Annotated in this window: 16 protein-coding genes; all 16 read right to left on the bottom strand. The window is 47.2% G+C overall.

What is annotated here, in order from left to right; all coding sequences use genetic code 11:
- Positions 1-36: 36 nt before the first annotated feature.
- Positions 37-1,323, bottom strand: coding sequence for a DegT/DnrJ/EryC1/StrS family aminotransferase (locus VV089_RS01390; protein ID WP_442891448.1), 1,287 nt, complete (start codon positions 1,321-1,323; stop codon positions 37-39).
- A gap of 63 nt (positions 1,324-1,386) precedes the next feature.
- Complete coding sequence (locus tag VV089_RS01385; protein WP_334334700.1) at positions 1,387-1,902, bottom strand: transcription termination/antitermination NusG family protein; 516 nt, start codon at positions 1,900-1,902, stop codon at positions 1,387-1,389.
- Between the two features lie 16 nt (positions 1,903-1,918).
- Positions 1,919-2,050, bottom strand: a complete 132-nt coding sequence (locus VV089_RS01380) for a hypothetical protein (RefSeq protein ID WP_334334698.1) — start codon at positions 2,048-2,050, stop codon at positions 1,919-1,921.
- Between the two features lie 83 nt (positions 2,051-2,133).
- Positions 2,134-2,640 (bottom strand): antiterminator LoaP, encoded by a 507-nt coding sequence (gene loaP, locus VV089_RS01375; protein WP_334336196.1) that lies wholly within the window; start codon positions 2,638-2,640, stop codon positions 2,134-2,136.
- Positions 2,641-3,037: 397 nt separating this feature from the next.
- Positions 3,038-3,796, bottom strand: coding sequence for a tRNA threonylcarbamoyladenosine dehydratase (locus VV089_RS01370; protein ID WP_172541414.1), 759 nt, complete (start codon positions 3,794-3,796; stop codon positions 3,038-3,040).
- A 324-nt stretch (positions 3,797-4,120) separates the two neighbouring features.
- Complete coding sequence (locus VV089_RS01365) at positions 4,121-5,359, bottom strand: glycerate kinase type-2 family protein (RefSeq protein WP_334334696.1); 1,239 nt, start codon at positions 5,357-5,359, stop codon at positions 4,121-4,123.
- A gap of 83 nt (positions 5,360-5,442) precedes the next feature.
- Positions 5,443-6,390: a 3-hydroxyacyl-CoA dehydrogenase family protein gene (locus VV089_RS01360; RefSeq protein WP_334334694.1), complete on the bottom strand. Its 948-nt coding sequence runs from the start codon at positions 6,388-6,390 to the stop codon at positions 5,443-5,445.
- A 38-nt stretch (positions 6,391-6,428) separates the two neighbouring features.
- Positions 6,429-7,136 (bottom strand): ABC transporter ATP-binding protein, encoded by a 708-nt coding sequence (locus VV089_RS01355; protein ID WP_172541417.1) that lies wholly within the window; start codon positions 7,134-7,136, stop codon positions 6,429-6,431.
- Positions 7,120-7,854 (bottom strand): ABC transporter ATP-binding protein, encoded by a 735-nt coding sequence (locus tag VV089_RS01350; protein ID WP_172541418.1) that lies wholly within the window; start codon positions 7,852-7,854, stop codon positions 7,120-7,122. Before VV089_RS01350 ends, VV089_RS01355 begins: the two co-directional genes overlap by 17 nt.
- Positions 7,854-8,852, bottom strand: coding sequence for a branched-chain amino acid ABC transporter permease (locus tag VV089_RS01345; protein WP_172541419.1), 999 nt, complete (start codon positions 8,850-8,852; stop codon positions 7,854-7,856). Before VV089_RS01345 ends, VV089_RS01350 begins: the two co-directional genes overlap by 1 nt.
- Positions 8,849-9,724, bottom strand: a complete 876-nt coding sequence (locus VV089_RS01340; RefSeq protein WP_172541420.1) for a branched-chain amino acid ABC transporter permease — start codon at positions 9,722-9,724, stop codon at positions 8,849-8,851. Before VV089_RS01340 ends, VV089_RS01345 begins: the two co-directional genes overlap by 4 nt.
- Positions 9,725-9,948: 224 nt before the next feature.
- Positions 9,949-11,289: an ABC transporter substrate-binding protein gene (locus tag VV089_RS01335; protein ID WP_172541421.1), complete on the bottom strand. Its 1,341-nt coding sequence runs from the start codon at positions 11,287-11,289 to the stop codon at positions 9,949-9,951.
- Between the two features lie 22 nt (positions 11,290-11,311).
- Positions 11,312-12,160, bottom strand: a complete 849-nt coding sequence (locus VV089_RS01330; RefSeq protein WP_172541422.1) for a 3-hydroxyacyl-CoA dehydrogenase family protein — start codon at positions 12,158-12,160, stop codon at positions 11,312-11,314.
- Between the two features lie 13 nt (positions 12,161-12,173).
- A complete protein-coding gene (locus VV089_RS01325) occupies positions 12,174-12,575 on the bottom strand; it encodes a VOC family protein (protein WP_172541423.1) in 402 nt (133 codons plus the stop codon).
- Positions 12,572-14,185: an acyl CoA:acetate/3-ketoacid CoA transferase gene (locus VV089_RS01320; protein ID WP_172541424.1), complete on the bottom strand. Its 1,614-nt coding sequence runs from the start codon at positions 14,183-14,185 to the stop codon at positions 12,572-12,574. The genes VV089_RS01325 and VV089_RS01320 overlap by 4 nt, the downstream gene beginning before the upstream one ends.
- Positions 14,182-15,696, bottom strand: a complete 1,515-nt coding sequence (locus VV089_RS01315) for a class I adenylate-forming enzyme family protein (protein WP_334334688.1) — start codon at positions 15,694-15,696, stop codon at positions 14,182-14,184. Before VV089_RS01315 ends, VV089_RS01320 begins: the two co-directional genes overlap by 4 nt.
- Positions 15,697-15,709 lie beyond the last annotated feature (13 nt).

Raw genomic sequence — 15,709 nt, 5'->3', positions numbered from 1 at the left:
TTTCACCTTTCCCGAAACCTTTTCCTGGGCTTAAGCCTATTTGGGGGATTTCAGATACCCAGCCAGGATACTGCTGTACTTCTCCAGCACATACTCCGCCTCTTCATCCGTCAGCTTCGTATGCAGCGGCAGTGTTATCTCATTCTCAAACAGCTTATAACTGTTGGGGTAATCCTCGATCAGAAAGCCCAGCCTCTTATATGCCGTATGCATAGGCAGCGGCTTGTAATGGACATTTGCCGCAACCCCCTCTTCTGCCAGCTTTTCTATGATTTCCTGCCGCTCCCTAAGGCCTATGTGCGGAATCCGGGTCATGTAGAGGTGGCCGGAGGATGTATGCTCTTCTGTAAAATGCGGTAACACCTCCACCCCAAGCGGCTTTAATACGGAATCATACCGGCAGATCAGTTCCCTGCGCCTCCTAAGCATATCCGGATACCTTTCAAACTGGGCTATCCCCATGGCGCCCATAATGTCCGTCATATTGCATTTATACCAGGGCCCCACAATGTCGTATTCCCATGACCCAAGCTTTGTCTTGGCAAGGGCGTCCTTGCTCTGTCCATGGAGGGAGAACAGCTGCAGCCGGTGATATATTTCTTCCGCATCTCTGTCTTTCAGCTTCCAGGCCAGAGCTCCCCCCTCAGCCGTGGTAAAATTCTTGACTGCATGGAAGCTGAAATTGGTGAAATCTGCAATGGATCCAATGGTTCTTCCTTTATAAGAGGCCCCCAGGGCATGGGCTGCATCCTCCACTACGGCCACGCGCCCGATTGCTTTCTGAAGCTTGTTGGACGGATGGAAAAGCCCTTTCTTTCTCTCCAGAATTTCAAATATCCTGTCATAGTCGCAGGGGATTCCGCCCAGATCCACGGGAATGACCGCCTTGGTATGCTCATTCACAGCCCTCTCCAGGGCATCATAATCCATTTCCACGCTTCCTTCCCGGCAGTCCACCAGCACAGGCTTTGCACCCACATGGCAGATTACCGAGGCGGATGCCGTGTAGGTGTAAGCACAGGTAATGACCTCATCCTCTTCGCTGCCGTATATCCCGTCTATGCCGCAGGAATCCTTTCCGATTCCAAGAAGCCGCAGGCTCATTTCCCCGGCTGCGGTCTGGCTGTTCAGACAGACGCAGCCGTCTGCCCCGGTATAGTCTGTCAGCCGTGTCTCCAAGGCTTTTACCTTCGGCCCGGTTGTAATCCAGCCGGAGCGGAGCGTGTCTGTAACCTCCCTGATTTCTTCTTCTGAAATGTCCGGAGGCGAAAATGAAATATTTATTTTTTTCTCTGCTGTTTCACTGTTCCTGTTAAGTTCCATTGCTTTCCCCTTAATCTATCCTAATAATGCTTCAGACAGCTCCTGCCCGTTTTCCATACTCCTCTAATCCCCTTTCAGCCGGATCCCCATCAGAATCTCCCGGCTCCTTCCAAACAGATGCACCCGGATAACCACATACCGCAGGCGGATCCGTTTTTTTACCACTTGATCCAGATATTTCTTCAGAGGCATTCCGCAGGCTGTGATATTCCCCTGCACGTCTGTTTCTACTGGTGAAAGGCGCACCGTATGCTCCTTATCCCCATTAAGCAGCTCCTTTAAGAATTCCTCTTCCTCCGGTGAAACGGGATAAAATTCTTCTTCCTCTTTTCCAAGTATCTTTGTATAGGAAGAAACCCGTTTCAGCTGCTGGTACAGTTCCTTTGGATGCTGTGTGCTTATAAATACATATCCAGGAAACAGCCGCTCCACATGAACCCGGCAGCTTCCCTGGATGCGCCAGACCGCTTCCCGTTTCAGCAGGAAACATTCTTCATAAATGTCTGCATCCACCGTCTTTCGTATTTCCTTTGCGGCCTCTTCTTCATTTCCGGTGATCGTCTGTACGGCGTACCACATACTTCTGCTCCTCCCGTTATCCCTTTCCCGTAAGCTCCAAAAGTCCCTGCGTATCTCCTGTCAGATAAACTCTGCGGCTGCCAAAAGATACTTCACGGTATACTGGCAGGATATGAAAATGGGTATGCTTCGCCATTTTGCGGCCCATACCCCAAATAAAATCTTCTTCCTTTATAACGCACTTCTGCCTGCTCCGCAGTCTGAAACTGTAGAACAGGTATGATGCTTTTTCTAGCTCTTCGCCACAATCTCCAATCCCACCTGCATCTCCCGCAACCGCCCCACAGAGGGCATCCCCACCCTGGCAATCCTTTTGTGGCGGTCAATCTTCCGGATGAGATTCTCCCGTCCTCTCAAAGGCCCTTCCGTCACAACAGTCTGTCCGTCCCGGATATATCCCCTGGACATCCGTGAATGATGGCCTGATCCGCAGAGCATCCGCAGAAGCTTCTCCTCCTCCGGCTCCACCTTCACCAGTTTCCCGTCATTTTCAAACACAGAAAGCACCTGGGAATACTGCCTCAGTTCTTCCCGAAGCTTGTCCTCATTCCTGCTTTCCAGAAACAAATAGTGGGGAAACAAAAGCTGGCGTTCCAGATGCCACATACCACCATAACGGCGCATGCGATCGTAGGTGAACACAAAAGCATCCTCCAGAGCCTCCCTGGTCAAACGCTGCTTACATACGCCCAGCAGTTCCTCTTCCTTTTGATTGGGACAGTAAAGTACATACCAGATAGCAAAGACCCCTTTCTGTGCTTCCCGGTTTCTTCTACAAAATATAGGAACCGTTCAGCGCCTGCATTTTTCGTAGAGTAACCTGCTCCACGAAATTTCCAGGTGATTCCTTTCTGTTTTTTACATATTTTGGAATCTATTAGGAATAATTAAAAGAAAGATCCTATTATTCTTCAAACATTTTTGTTAAATAATGGAAATCAAAGAATATCTGAACAAAGAATCTCACGAAAAAATATAATTTATATTGAAAATAATTTTAGATCTGGTTATAATAATAAACATTGAACACAAGAAACAATATTTTCGCTTCGTAGAGCAGGTTACTCTACGAAGTTTTTTGCTTTATTCTAAAACAAAGCCCGGAAATCTACATCGACATTTCCGGGCTCTCGAATCACATTCCCCCAGCCAGCTCTTTCACCACTTCCCCGGCTATAACCAGCCCGGCCGCCGAGGGAACAAAGGCCACGCTGCCCGGAATATCCCTGCGTCCTGCGCAAATCTCCCCCTCTTCCGGCAGGCTTCTGTCCTCCGCAGCTCCATCCTCTGCTTCCTTATAAACAGGCTTTCTCGGCTCCTCCTCTGAGTACACGACCTTAAGCTTCTTCACCCCTCGTTTTTTCAGCTCCCGTCTCATCACCTTTGCCAGAGGGCACATCTTTGTCTCATAGATATCGGCCGCCCGGAAGCCGCCTGCTTCCAGCTTATTCCCTGCACCCATAGAACTGATGACCGGAACGCCTGCTTTTTGCGCCTTAAGAATAATCTCAATCTTTGCCGTGACGGTATCTACGGCATCCACCACATAATCATACGCTTCAAAATGGAATTCCTGTGCATTTTCCGGCAGGAAAAAGCAGGAATGTATATAGATGTCTGCATCCGGATTGATATCCAGCATCCGCTCTTTCATAACCTCTGTCTTATATCTTCCCAGTGTTTTTCTGGTGGCAATAATCTGGCGGTTCAGATTCGTTAAAGATACCTTGTCATTGTCAATCAAATCAAAGGCTCCCACGCCGCTTCTTACAAGAGCTTCGCACACATATCCCCCAACGCCGCCGATTCCAAAGACGGCCACCCTTGCCCCCGCAAGGCGCTCCATGGCCTCCCGGCCTAATAACAGCTGTGTTCTTGAAAATTGGTTTTCCATCTTTGTTTCCCTTAACCTTTTCTCCATCTAATAAACAAAGTTAAGTCAAATACCTCGCAGCATTCGCCAAATGCTCGTGCAAGCACGGCACTTGGCTCATTGCCCACGGAAATAAAAGCAAAAAAGTGTAAAGCCTTTATATTAACTAGCAGCTTTACACTTATCATTTACTGACTACTCTTTCATTATGTCAATATCTTCCAAATTCACACCCAAAGTATTTAACAGTGCTTTTAAAGATAGATACTCTGCTTTTAGTTTTGCATATGTCTCTATTGCATTTTCATTATACCAACAATCAAAAAAGGTGTAAAGTTTTTATTCTCATCTTTTCACCAGCAGCACTGCCACATCATTCACATTTGTCCCCGTAGCTCCCGTAAAAATCAGCCCTCCGGACTTTTTTAATGCATCGTAGGCGTTATTGTCACAGAGTGACTGATAGATATCTACACCGGCTTTTTCAAGTACCTCTTTTGTCCTTTCGTCACAATATCCTCCTGCTGCGTCCGTAGGGCCGTCCGTTCCGTCACTGCCTACGCTGAATATAGCGGTATTCCTTAAACCGGCAATTCCGGCAGCGGCAGCAAGAGCCAGTTCCTGATTCCGCCCCCCTTTTCCTGTTCCCTTTACATGGACAACTGTTTCTCCGCCTGCAATAAAAGCAATGCTCTTTTTTGTATTCTGCCGGCTTCTTGCAATTGCGGCCAGAAAGCCTCCTGCCTCTTTTGCTTCACAAGTAAGCTGATCCGTCAGAATCATTGTCTCATACCCCAGCTCCTCGCAGGTACGGGATGCTGCGGCGCAGAGATTTTTGACGCTGCCTGTAATTACCGTTTCTACATTGGTAAGAAGCTTCGGCGGTTCTTTTTCTATCATCTCCAAAGCAAAAGTGCTTAATTTTAAACCATACTTCTCAATAATCCTCAGAGCCTGCTCACAAGTACTGGAATCCGGATAAGCCGGTCCCGACGCAATCATATCCAAAGGATCCCCCAGGATATCGCTCAATACAATACTGTAAACCTTTCCTGGCTCACATATTTTTGCAAACTTTCCTCCTTTTACTGCAGAAAGCCGCTTTCGTATCGTATTTATCTCAACAATATCTGCGCCGCAGGCAAGGAGCTGATTCGTAATATCCTGTAATTCTTCCGCAGAAATCAGCGGTTTCTCAAACAATGCAGAGCCTCCTCCTGATAGAAGAAACAGCACCGTGTCTTTTTCTGTCAGATTTGCCACAAGATCCAGAACCGCCTGTGTCCCTCTGAATGAATTTTCGTCTGAAACCGGATGTCCGGCTTCATAGCATACGATTCCGGGGATCTCACCTTTGGCATGCTGGTATTTCGTAATACATATACCTGCCTCCAGCTGTTCCCCCAGAAGCTCCGCCGCCGTTTTCGTCATCTGCCACGCCGCTTTCCCAGCCGCAGCCAGATAAAGCTTTCCATTTTTAAATTGTTTGCCTCTAAGCGCCTGCTTCACAGCCTCATCCGGCATTACTCTGCGGATGGCCTCTTTTATAATTATTTCCGCATCTTTTCGTAACTTCGAATTCATATAACTCCTCTTCTAAACAGGGCTGCCTGTTTATACTGCGGCAGCCCTGTGCAATTTCCAACGGTTTTTTCATTCCCTTCCTTTTAAAACCTCCCCGGATCTTTAGGCAGGTTCCAGCAAATATGTTCTAAATAGGGAGCTTCAACACGCTTTTCCAGCTCTTTGATACGCTCTTCATCCCAATTATAAATTCCTCTCCCGCACTTTACCCCATACTCCCCTTTATGGCATTTTTCCTTCAGAAGCTTCTGAACAGAACATGCATCAGATAAATGGGGATACAGATAATCACAGATACTGCCGGTCAGATCCAGTCCACAGTGATCAAAATGCTCAAAAATTCCGATGGACGTGTATCTTGGCATAAAGCTGTACCTTAAAACCCTGTCCACATCTTCAGGAGCCGCAATTCCCTCTTCTACAATATGCACTGCCTCTCTGAGCATGGCATACTGAATCCGGTTTGCCACAAATCCCGGCTTATCTCTGCGGATCATTACTACCTCCCGTTTTAAGTACCTAAGAAGCGCCGTCACTGCCTCAAGAGCCTCCTTAGAAGTGTTCTCATTCGGCACCACCTCCACACATGGAATCAAATGAGGAGGATAGAAGGGATGTGCCACAAGAATCTTGTCTTTCATTTTACTGCACCCGGCCAGTTCCAGAGAAGAAAAAGCCGAGGTGGTAGAGGCGGCTGCCTTAAGCTTGGGACAAAATTGGAAGAGCTTGTCATAAACCTCCCTTTTCGCCTCCAAATCCTCTGTGACGCTTTCAAACACAATTTCAGCATCCTTAAGCTCCTCATAGGAATCCACAATCCGCAAATAAGATTCACAATTGCTTCTCTCCTTCTCCGTCAGCAGTTTCTTCTCTGCAAGTCTGCGAAAGATTTCCTCATACTGCTCTCTCTTTTTCTTGAGCCGGCTTCTTGCATACAGCGTTGTGTGTATTCCGTTTCCTGTCAGAAGAACGCACAAGCTCAGCCCTATCATGCCTCCTCCGATCACGGCGGCCTGGGAAAGCTCTTTCATAAATACACCTCCGTCTTTTTTTCGAAATCTCTCTTTCTCTAAATACCAAGGTACGCCGCTTGGACTGCTTTGTCCTCAAGAAGCTCAGAGGCCTTCCCCTCCATTACAATTCTTCCTGTTTCAAGGACATATCCTCTGTCGGCTACGGAAAGCGCCTGTTTTAAATTCTGCTCTACGATGAGAATGCTCATTCCCTGTCCGGCAACCTCAGAAATGATCCGGAACATATCATTCACGACAATAGGCGCAAGACCAAGCGAGGGCTCGTCCAGCATCAGAAGCTTGGGGCGGATCATCAAGGCCCTTGCAATGGCCAGCATCTGCTGCTCTCCTCCGCTTAAGGAGCCTGCCATCTGATTCTCACGCTCCTTCAGAATCGGAAACATTTCAAAGGATTTCTCTATATTCTCTTCCATATGGGCACGGGCGCTCTTGGGATAAGCCCCCATAATCAGATTTTCTTTTACGCTTAGGCTTCCAAGAATTCCCCTTCCCTGGGGAATATGGGCAATTCCATAATCCGCTTTCTCATAAGCGCGCAGCTGTGTCAAATCCTTTCCCCCATAAGTAATGCTCCCTGACTTCACCGGCTCCAGCCCCGATATAATACGAAGCAGCGTTGTCTTTCCTGCACCGTTTGAACCTACAAGGGACACCACCTCTCCTTCCCCAATCTCCATGGAAATGTCAAATAATACCTGCAGATCTCCATAGCCTGCGCACAGATCCTTAATTTCCATCAGCATGGACTTCACCTCCTAAGTATGCGGCAACCACTTCCGGATTGTTCAGCACCTCCATGGGTTCTCCCTCACAGAGCAGCCTGCCCTGGTTCAGGACAATTGCCCTGGTACAGACCGAAACAACCGCCTTCATAACATGCTCTATGAACAGCACCGTAATTCCTTCTTTATTGATTGTGCGCACCAGCTCCAGGCTGTCTTCCATTTCTGACGGATTCAGTCCTGCCATAACTTCATCCATCATAATCAGCTTTGGTTTAACTGCCATGCAGCGGGCTAAATCCATCCACTTTCTTTTTTCAATAGAAAGTTTACCGCTTCTTGCATCCTTAAGATCATAAAGCTTTGTTAAATTCAGAATCTCATCTGTCAATTCCGCCGCCTGCGCTTTTGAATTCTTCTGAAGCGCAATGGTATAGATATTATCGTATACGCTTAAATGGGAGAAGGGCTTCGGAGTCTGAAATGTTCTCGCAATTCCGATCTTTGCCCGTTCTGCGATGCTCATTTTTTCCGGAATCCTTTTTCCCTCAAATACAATGCTTCCGGAATTCTGGATGTACACGCCAGATACCATGTTCACAGTGGTAGATTTTCCGGAGCCATTCGGGCCAATCAGTGCAAGCACCTCTCCCTCCTCAATATGAAAGGTAAGGTTCTGTACCGCTTTGATTCCTCCGAACGAAATAGAAAGGTCTGTAACCTCCAGTAGTTTTCCCATTATGCCCCCTCCTTCTTTCTCTTAATGCTAAAAAGCGGCTTTTTACCGGACATACTGTCCTTTCGGAAAAATCCAATGATCCCCTCTGGTTTGAAAATAATCACCAGCATCAGCAAGATACCGTATACCATCTGGCTCCCTCCGGCTGAGCCGAAGAAAACACTCGTTACTTCAATCAGAAGAATCACTACGAATCCTCCGATCACAGGGCCCCACAGGCTCGCCACACCGCCCACAATGGCAACTACACCGATTTTCATGGACAGATCAAAGCTCGCCGTACTGACCGGCGCAATATACGTAAGATAGGAAGCATAAAAACAGCCTGTCACAGCAGACATCATAGCACTTAGCTGAAATGCTTTCAGCTTCACCTGAAACGTCTCAATTCCCAGGGATTCTGCAGCTGTTTCATCTGCCTTAATGGCGCTGAGATAATAACCGGTTTTTGATCTTGTAAAAAAGTACGCCGTCAATACGATAAGGCATATAAGCGTCAGGGCAATATAGTAAAAGGGAATATCATTCGCAAAGGTCAGCGCCAGGAAATCCGGCTTGCGATAGGTCACATACATTCCGGCTGCCCCCTTTGTAAACCGGTCAAAATACTGAATCAGAACACGGATGGCCTCTCCGCAGGCAATCGTCGCTATGGAAAAGTAAGGCCCGTGGAGCCGAAAGGTAGAATATCCGATAACTGTGGCAATGAAAACAGAAACCGCCATACCTATGGGAATAGAAACAAAGGGAGAAACTCCAAGCTCTGCATTCATAATAAAATTGGCATAGGCTCCCACCGCTACAAAGGATGCATGACACCAGGATACCTGCCCTCCATAGCCTCCGATGATATTCCAGCAGCCTGCCATGCAGGCAAAAAACATACAGTTAACAAGATTGGAAATCATGTAGTTGCCCTTGATAAACACTGGCAGCAGCAAAGCTATAACCAGCAGTAAGCCTGCTGCTGCATATTTTCCTGTTAAAATCTTTTTCATGCCCGCCGTTCTCCTTTCCCAAAGAATCCTTGAGGCCGCAGGTATAATACAAGCAGAAGCGCCAGGCCGACGCCTACCGGACCCAAATCATTGGAAATCATTCCTGTCACCAGCGCTTCTATAACTCCCACTGTAATTCCTCCCACCAGGGCGCCCTTAATATCTCCAAGCCCTCCGATAATCACGGCAATATAGGCTGTGGTCCGGAACATACTTCCGGCCGTAGGGGTTACATAATACAGAGGTGTTATTAAAAGTCCCGACACTCCTGCAAAGATAACGCCTATCATAAATGCAATGGTAAACGTTTTACTCGTATTAATGCCAAGCATCTGGGCTACCTCCGGTTTTTCCGCCGTTGCACGCATCGCCCGTCCGAGAGTCGTCTTATTCAAAAGCATATATACGGCAAATACTAGCAATACCATTACAAAAAATGCAATAAGCCTGGGCAGGCCGATGCTGTATTCGCCAATAAAAAAGGAAGCTGTCTTGATCGACGATGGTACGGACTTTGGATCTGCACTGAAAACGAATTCCGCAAAATTCTGTAAAAAATAAGAAAGCCCTAATGTGACCAGGATAAAAGATGTATCATCTGAACCCAGAAGCGGCCGCACAATCAGTTTAAATACAACCCATGCCAGCATTCCCATACAGACAACAACAAAAGGAATCGCCAGGTAACAGTTGAGTCCTGTTACCGAATAGAATATCCAGGTAAAGTACATTCCCCATACCAGCTGCGTACACGCCGAAAAATCAACCATTTTCATAACGCCGAATATAATTGTAATGCCGACTCCAAAGAGCGCATACACGCCTCCTGCCAGAATGCCACTGATCAGGGATTGAAAAAACACCCATGTCATTTTATTCCTCCTATCTATAGCCGCTGCGCGACGGCTCCAAATGGTAAAGCTGCTTCGGCGCACCAGTAATGAGAAAAATTTTTATTCGAAAAAGCACTCATAAAATTTCCTCTCGTACGCCTTTGCAGCTTTACCGTCCAGCAGAAATTTTTTCTAATAAATACTTGACATTTTTTAGCTGGACTATTCTAAGTCGCTGCGCGACAGCTCTGCTATTAACCTTTCTAATTCATCATTGCTTTCAGATCATCTGTCATTTGAAATTCTGTTCCCGCCTCTGTATCAGGGAATACGCAGCGAGTTCTATATACGCCGTCGTCTCCTTTCTGCCACTGGACAATGACTGCATGGGCATTGTTGTTTGCCCCTGTCTCATCGAAGGAGACGGCTCCTCCCGGCGTGGCTGCCTCACAGGTCAGAGAGCGCAGAGCCTCGGCCACCGCCTGGTGCTCACTGGTTCCGGCCTTTTCCAGCGCCTGGGCAATCAGATAAATGGCGCTGAATGCGGATGCTCCCTGCTCCGGCATAAAGTATCCGTACTTTTCTTCAAAGGCTGCTCCGATATCTGCAATTTCCTCATTATTCATAATGGTCTGGATGTCATAATTGTGTCCTGTCACAGAGATAACGCCGTCAACAAGCTCACCAAGCTCCTTTCCAAAGGAAGGATACAAAAATCCTCCGCCTCCGCCGATGATCAAGGGGCTGTAATTCATGCTCTTCATTGTGTTGAACAAAAGCTTGGCATCCTGTGTATAGCAGGTGGGGAACACCACCTCGCATCCTGCATTTTTAAGTCCTACTACAATATTCGTAAGATCGGCGGAGCCTGCTGTAAAGGATTCATTATATGCAATCTCAAACCCCGAGCCTTCCGCCGCAGAATTCTCTATGGCCGTTACGGCACCGGAGGTATTGGAAAGCCCCCACTCCGTATCCTCGTATACAATTCCTATCTTTGTAATTCCCAGATTATATTCGCTGTTCAGCCACTCCAGAAACTTTACCTGGTATTCGGAAAAGCTTCCGCCTGTGGAACCAAACCGGAAGGAATACTGATATCCCTGGCTTGTAATCGCCTCGGATACCTGTGCGGTCAGGAAGGGCATTCCGCTTTTCTCATATACGGGCAGCATCGGGAGCACAAAGGAGCTGGAAGCTGCGCCAGTCACCGCTGCAATATCCGGATTTTCATTGATCAGCCGCTCAGCCACTGCTTTTGAAGCATCTGCATCCGACTGATTATCGTAAACCACAAGCTCCAGCTTTGCGCCGCCCATGGAAGCAATTCCGCCCTTTTCATTGATATAATCAATTGCAAACTGACATCCGTCTACATTAAATACACCTTGATCCGCATTGTTTCCGGAAATCGGAAATACACATCCGATTTTAATGGTGCTGCCAGACTCTGTTTGTTCCCCGGCCTCTTCCCCCGTTTCCTGCTGCCCGGGATTCTTCTGCTCTTCTGCTTCCTTTGCAGGTGTCTGTCCGCATCCGGACAAAATGGATGTGCACAGGAAAGCTGCTGTCAGTAAAATTGCCGTTATTTTTCTACATTTCATATTCGTTTCCTCCCGTCTTTTTCTATTCGTACTCATAAAAACCTCTGCCAGATTTCCTGCCGAGCATACCGGCATTTACCATTTTCTTGAGAAGCGGACAGGGCCTGTATTTGGGATCTCCCGTCTCCTCACAAATTCGTGTCATGCTTGCAAGGAGCGTGTCAAGCCCCGTATAATCCGCCAGTTCCAAAGGTCCCATAGGCCAGTTGCATCCCAGCTTCATGGCCGTATCTACATCCTCTGGGCTGTTGCCCTCCATAACCAGGTAGATTGCCTCATTACGCATAGGCTCAAAAATGCGGTTCACTAGGAAACCGGCCGTATCCGGAGCTTTCACTGTAACCTTTTCAATCATCTGCCCGAATTCCATAGCTTTTTCCACTGTTTTTTCCGATGTCAGAATTCCGGGAATGATTTCCAGCAGCCGCATAGCCGGAACCGGCATAAAGAAATGAGTTCCTACCACCCTCTCTGGATGCCTCGCTGCACCTGCAATCTGCGTAATTGACATACTGGAAGTATTCGTGCAGAGAATTGCATTTTCATTTACCGTCTCATCAAGCTGTGCGAAAAGCTTCTGCTTAATCTCCATATTCTCTGTGGCAGCTTCCACCACAATATCTGCGTCTTTGCCGTCCGCATAGTTTCCCGATGTCTTAAGAAGCTTAAGGGCAGCTTCCTTCTCCTCCGGCTTTATCCTTCCTTTTTCAATCTTTCTCTGTAAAAAGTGTTCAATATTGGCTGCGCCTTTATCAGCCCTCTCCTTGGAAATGTCTACAAGCAGTGTGCTTATGCCATGCTCGATGCAGACCTGGGCAATTCCGCTGCCCATGATCCCGGCGCCTGCCACCATTACTTTTCCGATACTCATAATCCTCTCCTTCCTATTTAATCTGCTGTACGAATTCAACAAGAACTCCCATCCCGTATCTTGGCCGCAGGAAATTAACAAGGATGCCTCCGGCGCCTTCTACTGCCTCCGTTTCCAGCATTTCCATTCCTGCCGCCTCGAATTCCCTTCTGGATGCTTCCACATCCTTCACCTCAAATGCAATGTGGTGAAGACCGCCTCTGCCTTTATTAAATTCCGTCAGCACGCCCTCGGTTGGAATAATCAGTTCCACCGGGCTTTCTTTTTCCGTATACTTTGTAAACAGGCAGTATGCGTGATATGCAGCTACATATTCCATGTAATCCTTTTCAAGCCCGAACTTTTCAAGAAAAGCTTCTGCTTTTTCCATTGTTGTCATAATGATTCCTACATGGTGAAGGCGCATTGGTTTCATATTTCCTCTCCTCCTTTCTTTTCTTTCGTTTTCAAAATATCCCTAAGCCCAAAGACACCGTCTCTGTAAACTGCAGTATCCGTAACCTTCAGTTCCTCTGCAAGCAAGGGTTTAAAATCCATCTGTTCCAAAATATCCTTCTTAAGATCCACCCCTTTTGCAATCTCTATCAGCATAGGCCCCTTACCGGTAAGCTCAAATACCGCCCGTTCCGTTACATAGAGCATTTTCTGCCCGCGTTCCCAGGCAATTCTGCCATTATAGGAGATCTGCTGTACTTCTTTTACCAGTTTTTTGATCTTTCCTTCCTTTTCGATTTTCAGGCCTTCCCCGGTGAAACTGGCTGTCAAGCCTCCTCCGGTAAATGTGGAACAGAAAATAACATGTTTTGCTGTGGCGGTAATATCAATAAATCCTCCTGCTCCCGGCGCCTTTGCCCCCATCTTGGTGGCATTCACGTTTCCGTACTGATCCATTTCGCCCGCTCCCATGAACGTAAAGTCCACGCCTGCCCCGTTATACAATTCAAACTGTCTGTCATGACCGATCAATGCCTGTGCATTCATGGAAATCCCGAAGTCAATCGTCTCCGCCGGAACTCCGCCGTAAATTCCAGATTCAACTGTAATCATTACATGGTCCGATACTCCTTCTTCTGCAATGATTGGGCCAATCACATCATTGGGTATGCCTGTCCCGATATTGATGATCTGATCCGGAAGCAGTTCTGTCAAAGCTCTGCGCCCAATTACCTTTCGTATATTCAAAGGGACAGGTTTTGCCGCTGCCTCAGGAGCCATCATCTGGCCGGAATATGCCGGATCGTAATACCAGGAATAAGTCTGTCTGTGATCCTCCATGGGATTCTCGCATACCACAATGGCGTCCACCAATACGCCTGGAACGGTCACATGCTTAGGGTTTAAGGAGCCTGCCTTCACAATCTTCTCCACCTGGCAGATCACTTTCCCGTTCCACCGCTTTGCAGCCATCACAGCCGGAAGTACTTCAAGGGCCATCCCCTCGTGAGAGGTATCTATATTGCCGTTCTCGTCCGCATATGTGCCGCGGATAAGAAGCGTATCAATCTTCACTGGCTTATACTGAAGGTATTCCTCCCCGTCAACCTCCACAAGCCCCACTGCATCAAATCCGCAGTTTTTTGTTCTTTCATTCATTTTTCCCCCTTCTACACGGGGATCAATGTAGGTACCCAGACCGATTCTGCTCAGCTTGCCCGGTTCTCTGAGAGCCATGCTGTGGAACATGTTGGCCATCTGACCCTGAGGCAGGTTGAATGCCTCAATCTTATTATTCATTATCAGCTCCATCATAAGAGGAGATTGTCCCCAATGACCTCCGAAAACACGCCGGAGCAGTCCCTCATGGGCCAGATGCTGCAGGCCGCCGGACTGCTTCATTGCCGCCTGGCCGCAGGTATGAAAATAAGTCAGATCCTTTGGATGTCCCTTCTCCAAGAATTGTTTCTCAATTTCCTTCAGAATACTCTCACTGGCCGAAATTAATGTCATGCCAATGGTACACAAAGCAGAACCGTCCTTAATATAATCTACGGCTTCCTTTGCAGTTATAACTACAGGTTTCTTCAATTTTGCTTTCTCCTCTCTTCCGTCTGTCTGCGAAGCTTGGCTTTCTGTACTTTTCCGTTTTGTGTTACCGGAAGCTCTTTTACTGTTTCCAGAAAAACAGGAAGTTCAAATGTTGCAATGCGCTCCTTTAAATATAGCTTCAGCCCCTCCAGATCTACCTCTGTTCCCGGCTTGGGCACAACTGCCGCCGCCGGAACTTCTCCGTATTTTTTATCGCTTACGGCATAAACGGCGGCCTCTTCTATTCCCGGGTACTGCAGTATCACTTCCTCAATTCCTTTTGGAAATATCTTCTCTCCTCCACGGTTAATCATATCTTTCAGCCGGTCTATGACATACACATGTCCCTCTTCATCCATATAACCTACGTCTCCACTGTACATTACATGGTCCGAAAGCCCTTCCGCCCTCCAGCGCCCTGTAGCAATACAGGGGCCGCAAAATACAATTTCTCCCATTTCTCCCGTCTCTGCCTCTTTGTGCTGGGAATCTGCAATCCATACGTGAACATTGGGAACTGCCTTAAGAGGTCCCTTATGAATAACAGACAGAGTTCCCGAACCTGCTGTCTCCGTCATTCCGTAAGCCAGATAAAAGGTAAGCTTTGGAAGGAGCCTGCAGAACTGCTCTACATTTTCCCTGCTTATAGGCGCTCCTCCGCAGACAGCCCTTCGAAGTGAACCAAGGTCTTTGTCTGAATTAAGTTTCTCCATAATCTGCAGATAAACAGCCGGAACAGAATGAAAATGTGTGGCTTTATACTTCTTAATCTTCCGGATCACATCTTCCACATGATAAAACTCCGACAACACTACTGTAGCGCCCATATAGATAAACAATGTCATAACGCAGCTTAAGCCTAATATGTGAAATAAAGGAACCGACAATACCGTAAGATCCGATTCATCCAGTTTCTGTACCTCTTGATAGCCGTATGCTGTCTCCAGAATATTGCGGTGGGTAATCATTACGCCCTTTGGTATACCGGTTGTCCCTGAGGTATGCATGATAACCGCCGTATTTTCCAGGTTCTGTGCAAGTGGAATGGGTATTTCCTCTATACAGGAATCGGGAATTTCCGTCAAAATCCCAGGGATTCCAAGCTTCTCTGCCGTCTTTTCAATTTTATCCAGCCATCGTTCATCGCTGACGATCAATTTGATGTCTAATGTTTTCAAAAGATCCGCAATTTCACTTTCTTTCAGCTTTGTATTAATCATAACGGCTATACATCCCAGCTTCACAGCCCCATAAAAAGCAGCCACTGTTTTGACGCTGTTTACCATGAGAAACCCTATCTGATCCTGTTCCTTCAATTGATATTTCATCTGGAACACCTTTGCCAGATTATCGGCTCTTTTTCGCAGCTCTTTGTAAGTAACTTCTTCTTTATCGTCAATCACAGCTATTTTGTCCGGATATTTCCCGGCTGAATCTGCTAAGGTCTCATATAAATTCCGATATGGTTTCTGATAATCTTTTATACAATCGTCTTTCATATCTGTGCTCACACCCACATCCCCA

Origin of the sequence: Candidatus Merdisoma sp. JLR.KK011, from assembly GCF_036941125.1 — a bacterium.
Taxonomy (GTDB): Bacteria; Bacillota; Clostridia; order Lachnospirales; family Lachnospiraceae; genus Laedolimicola.
This window is presented reverse-complemented; position numbering and strand designations above follow the sequence as displayed.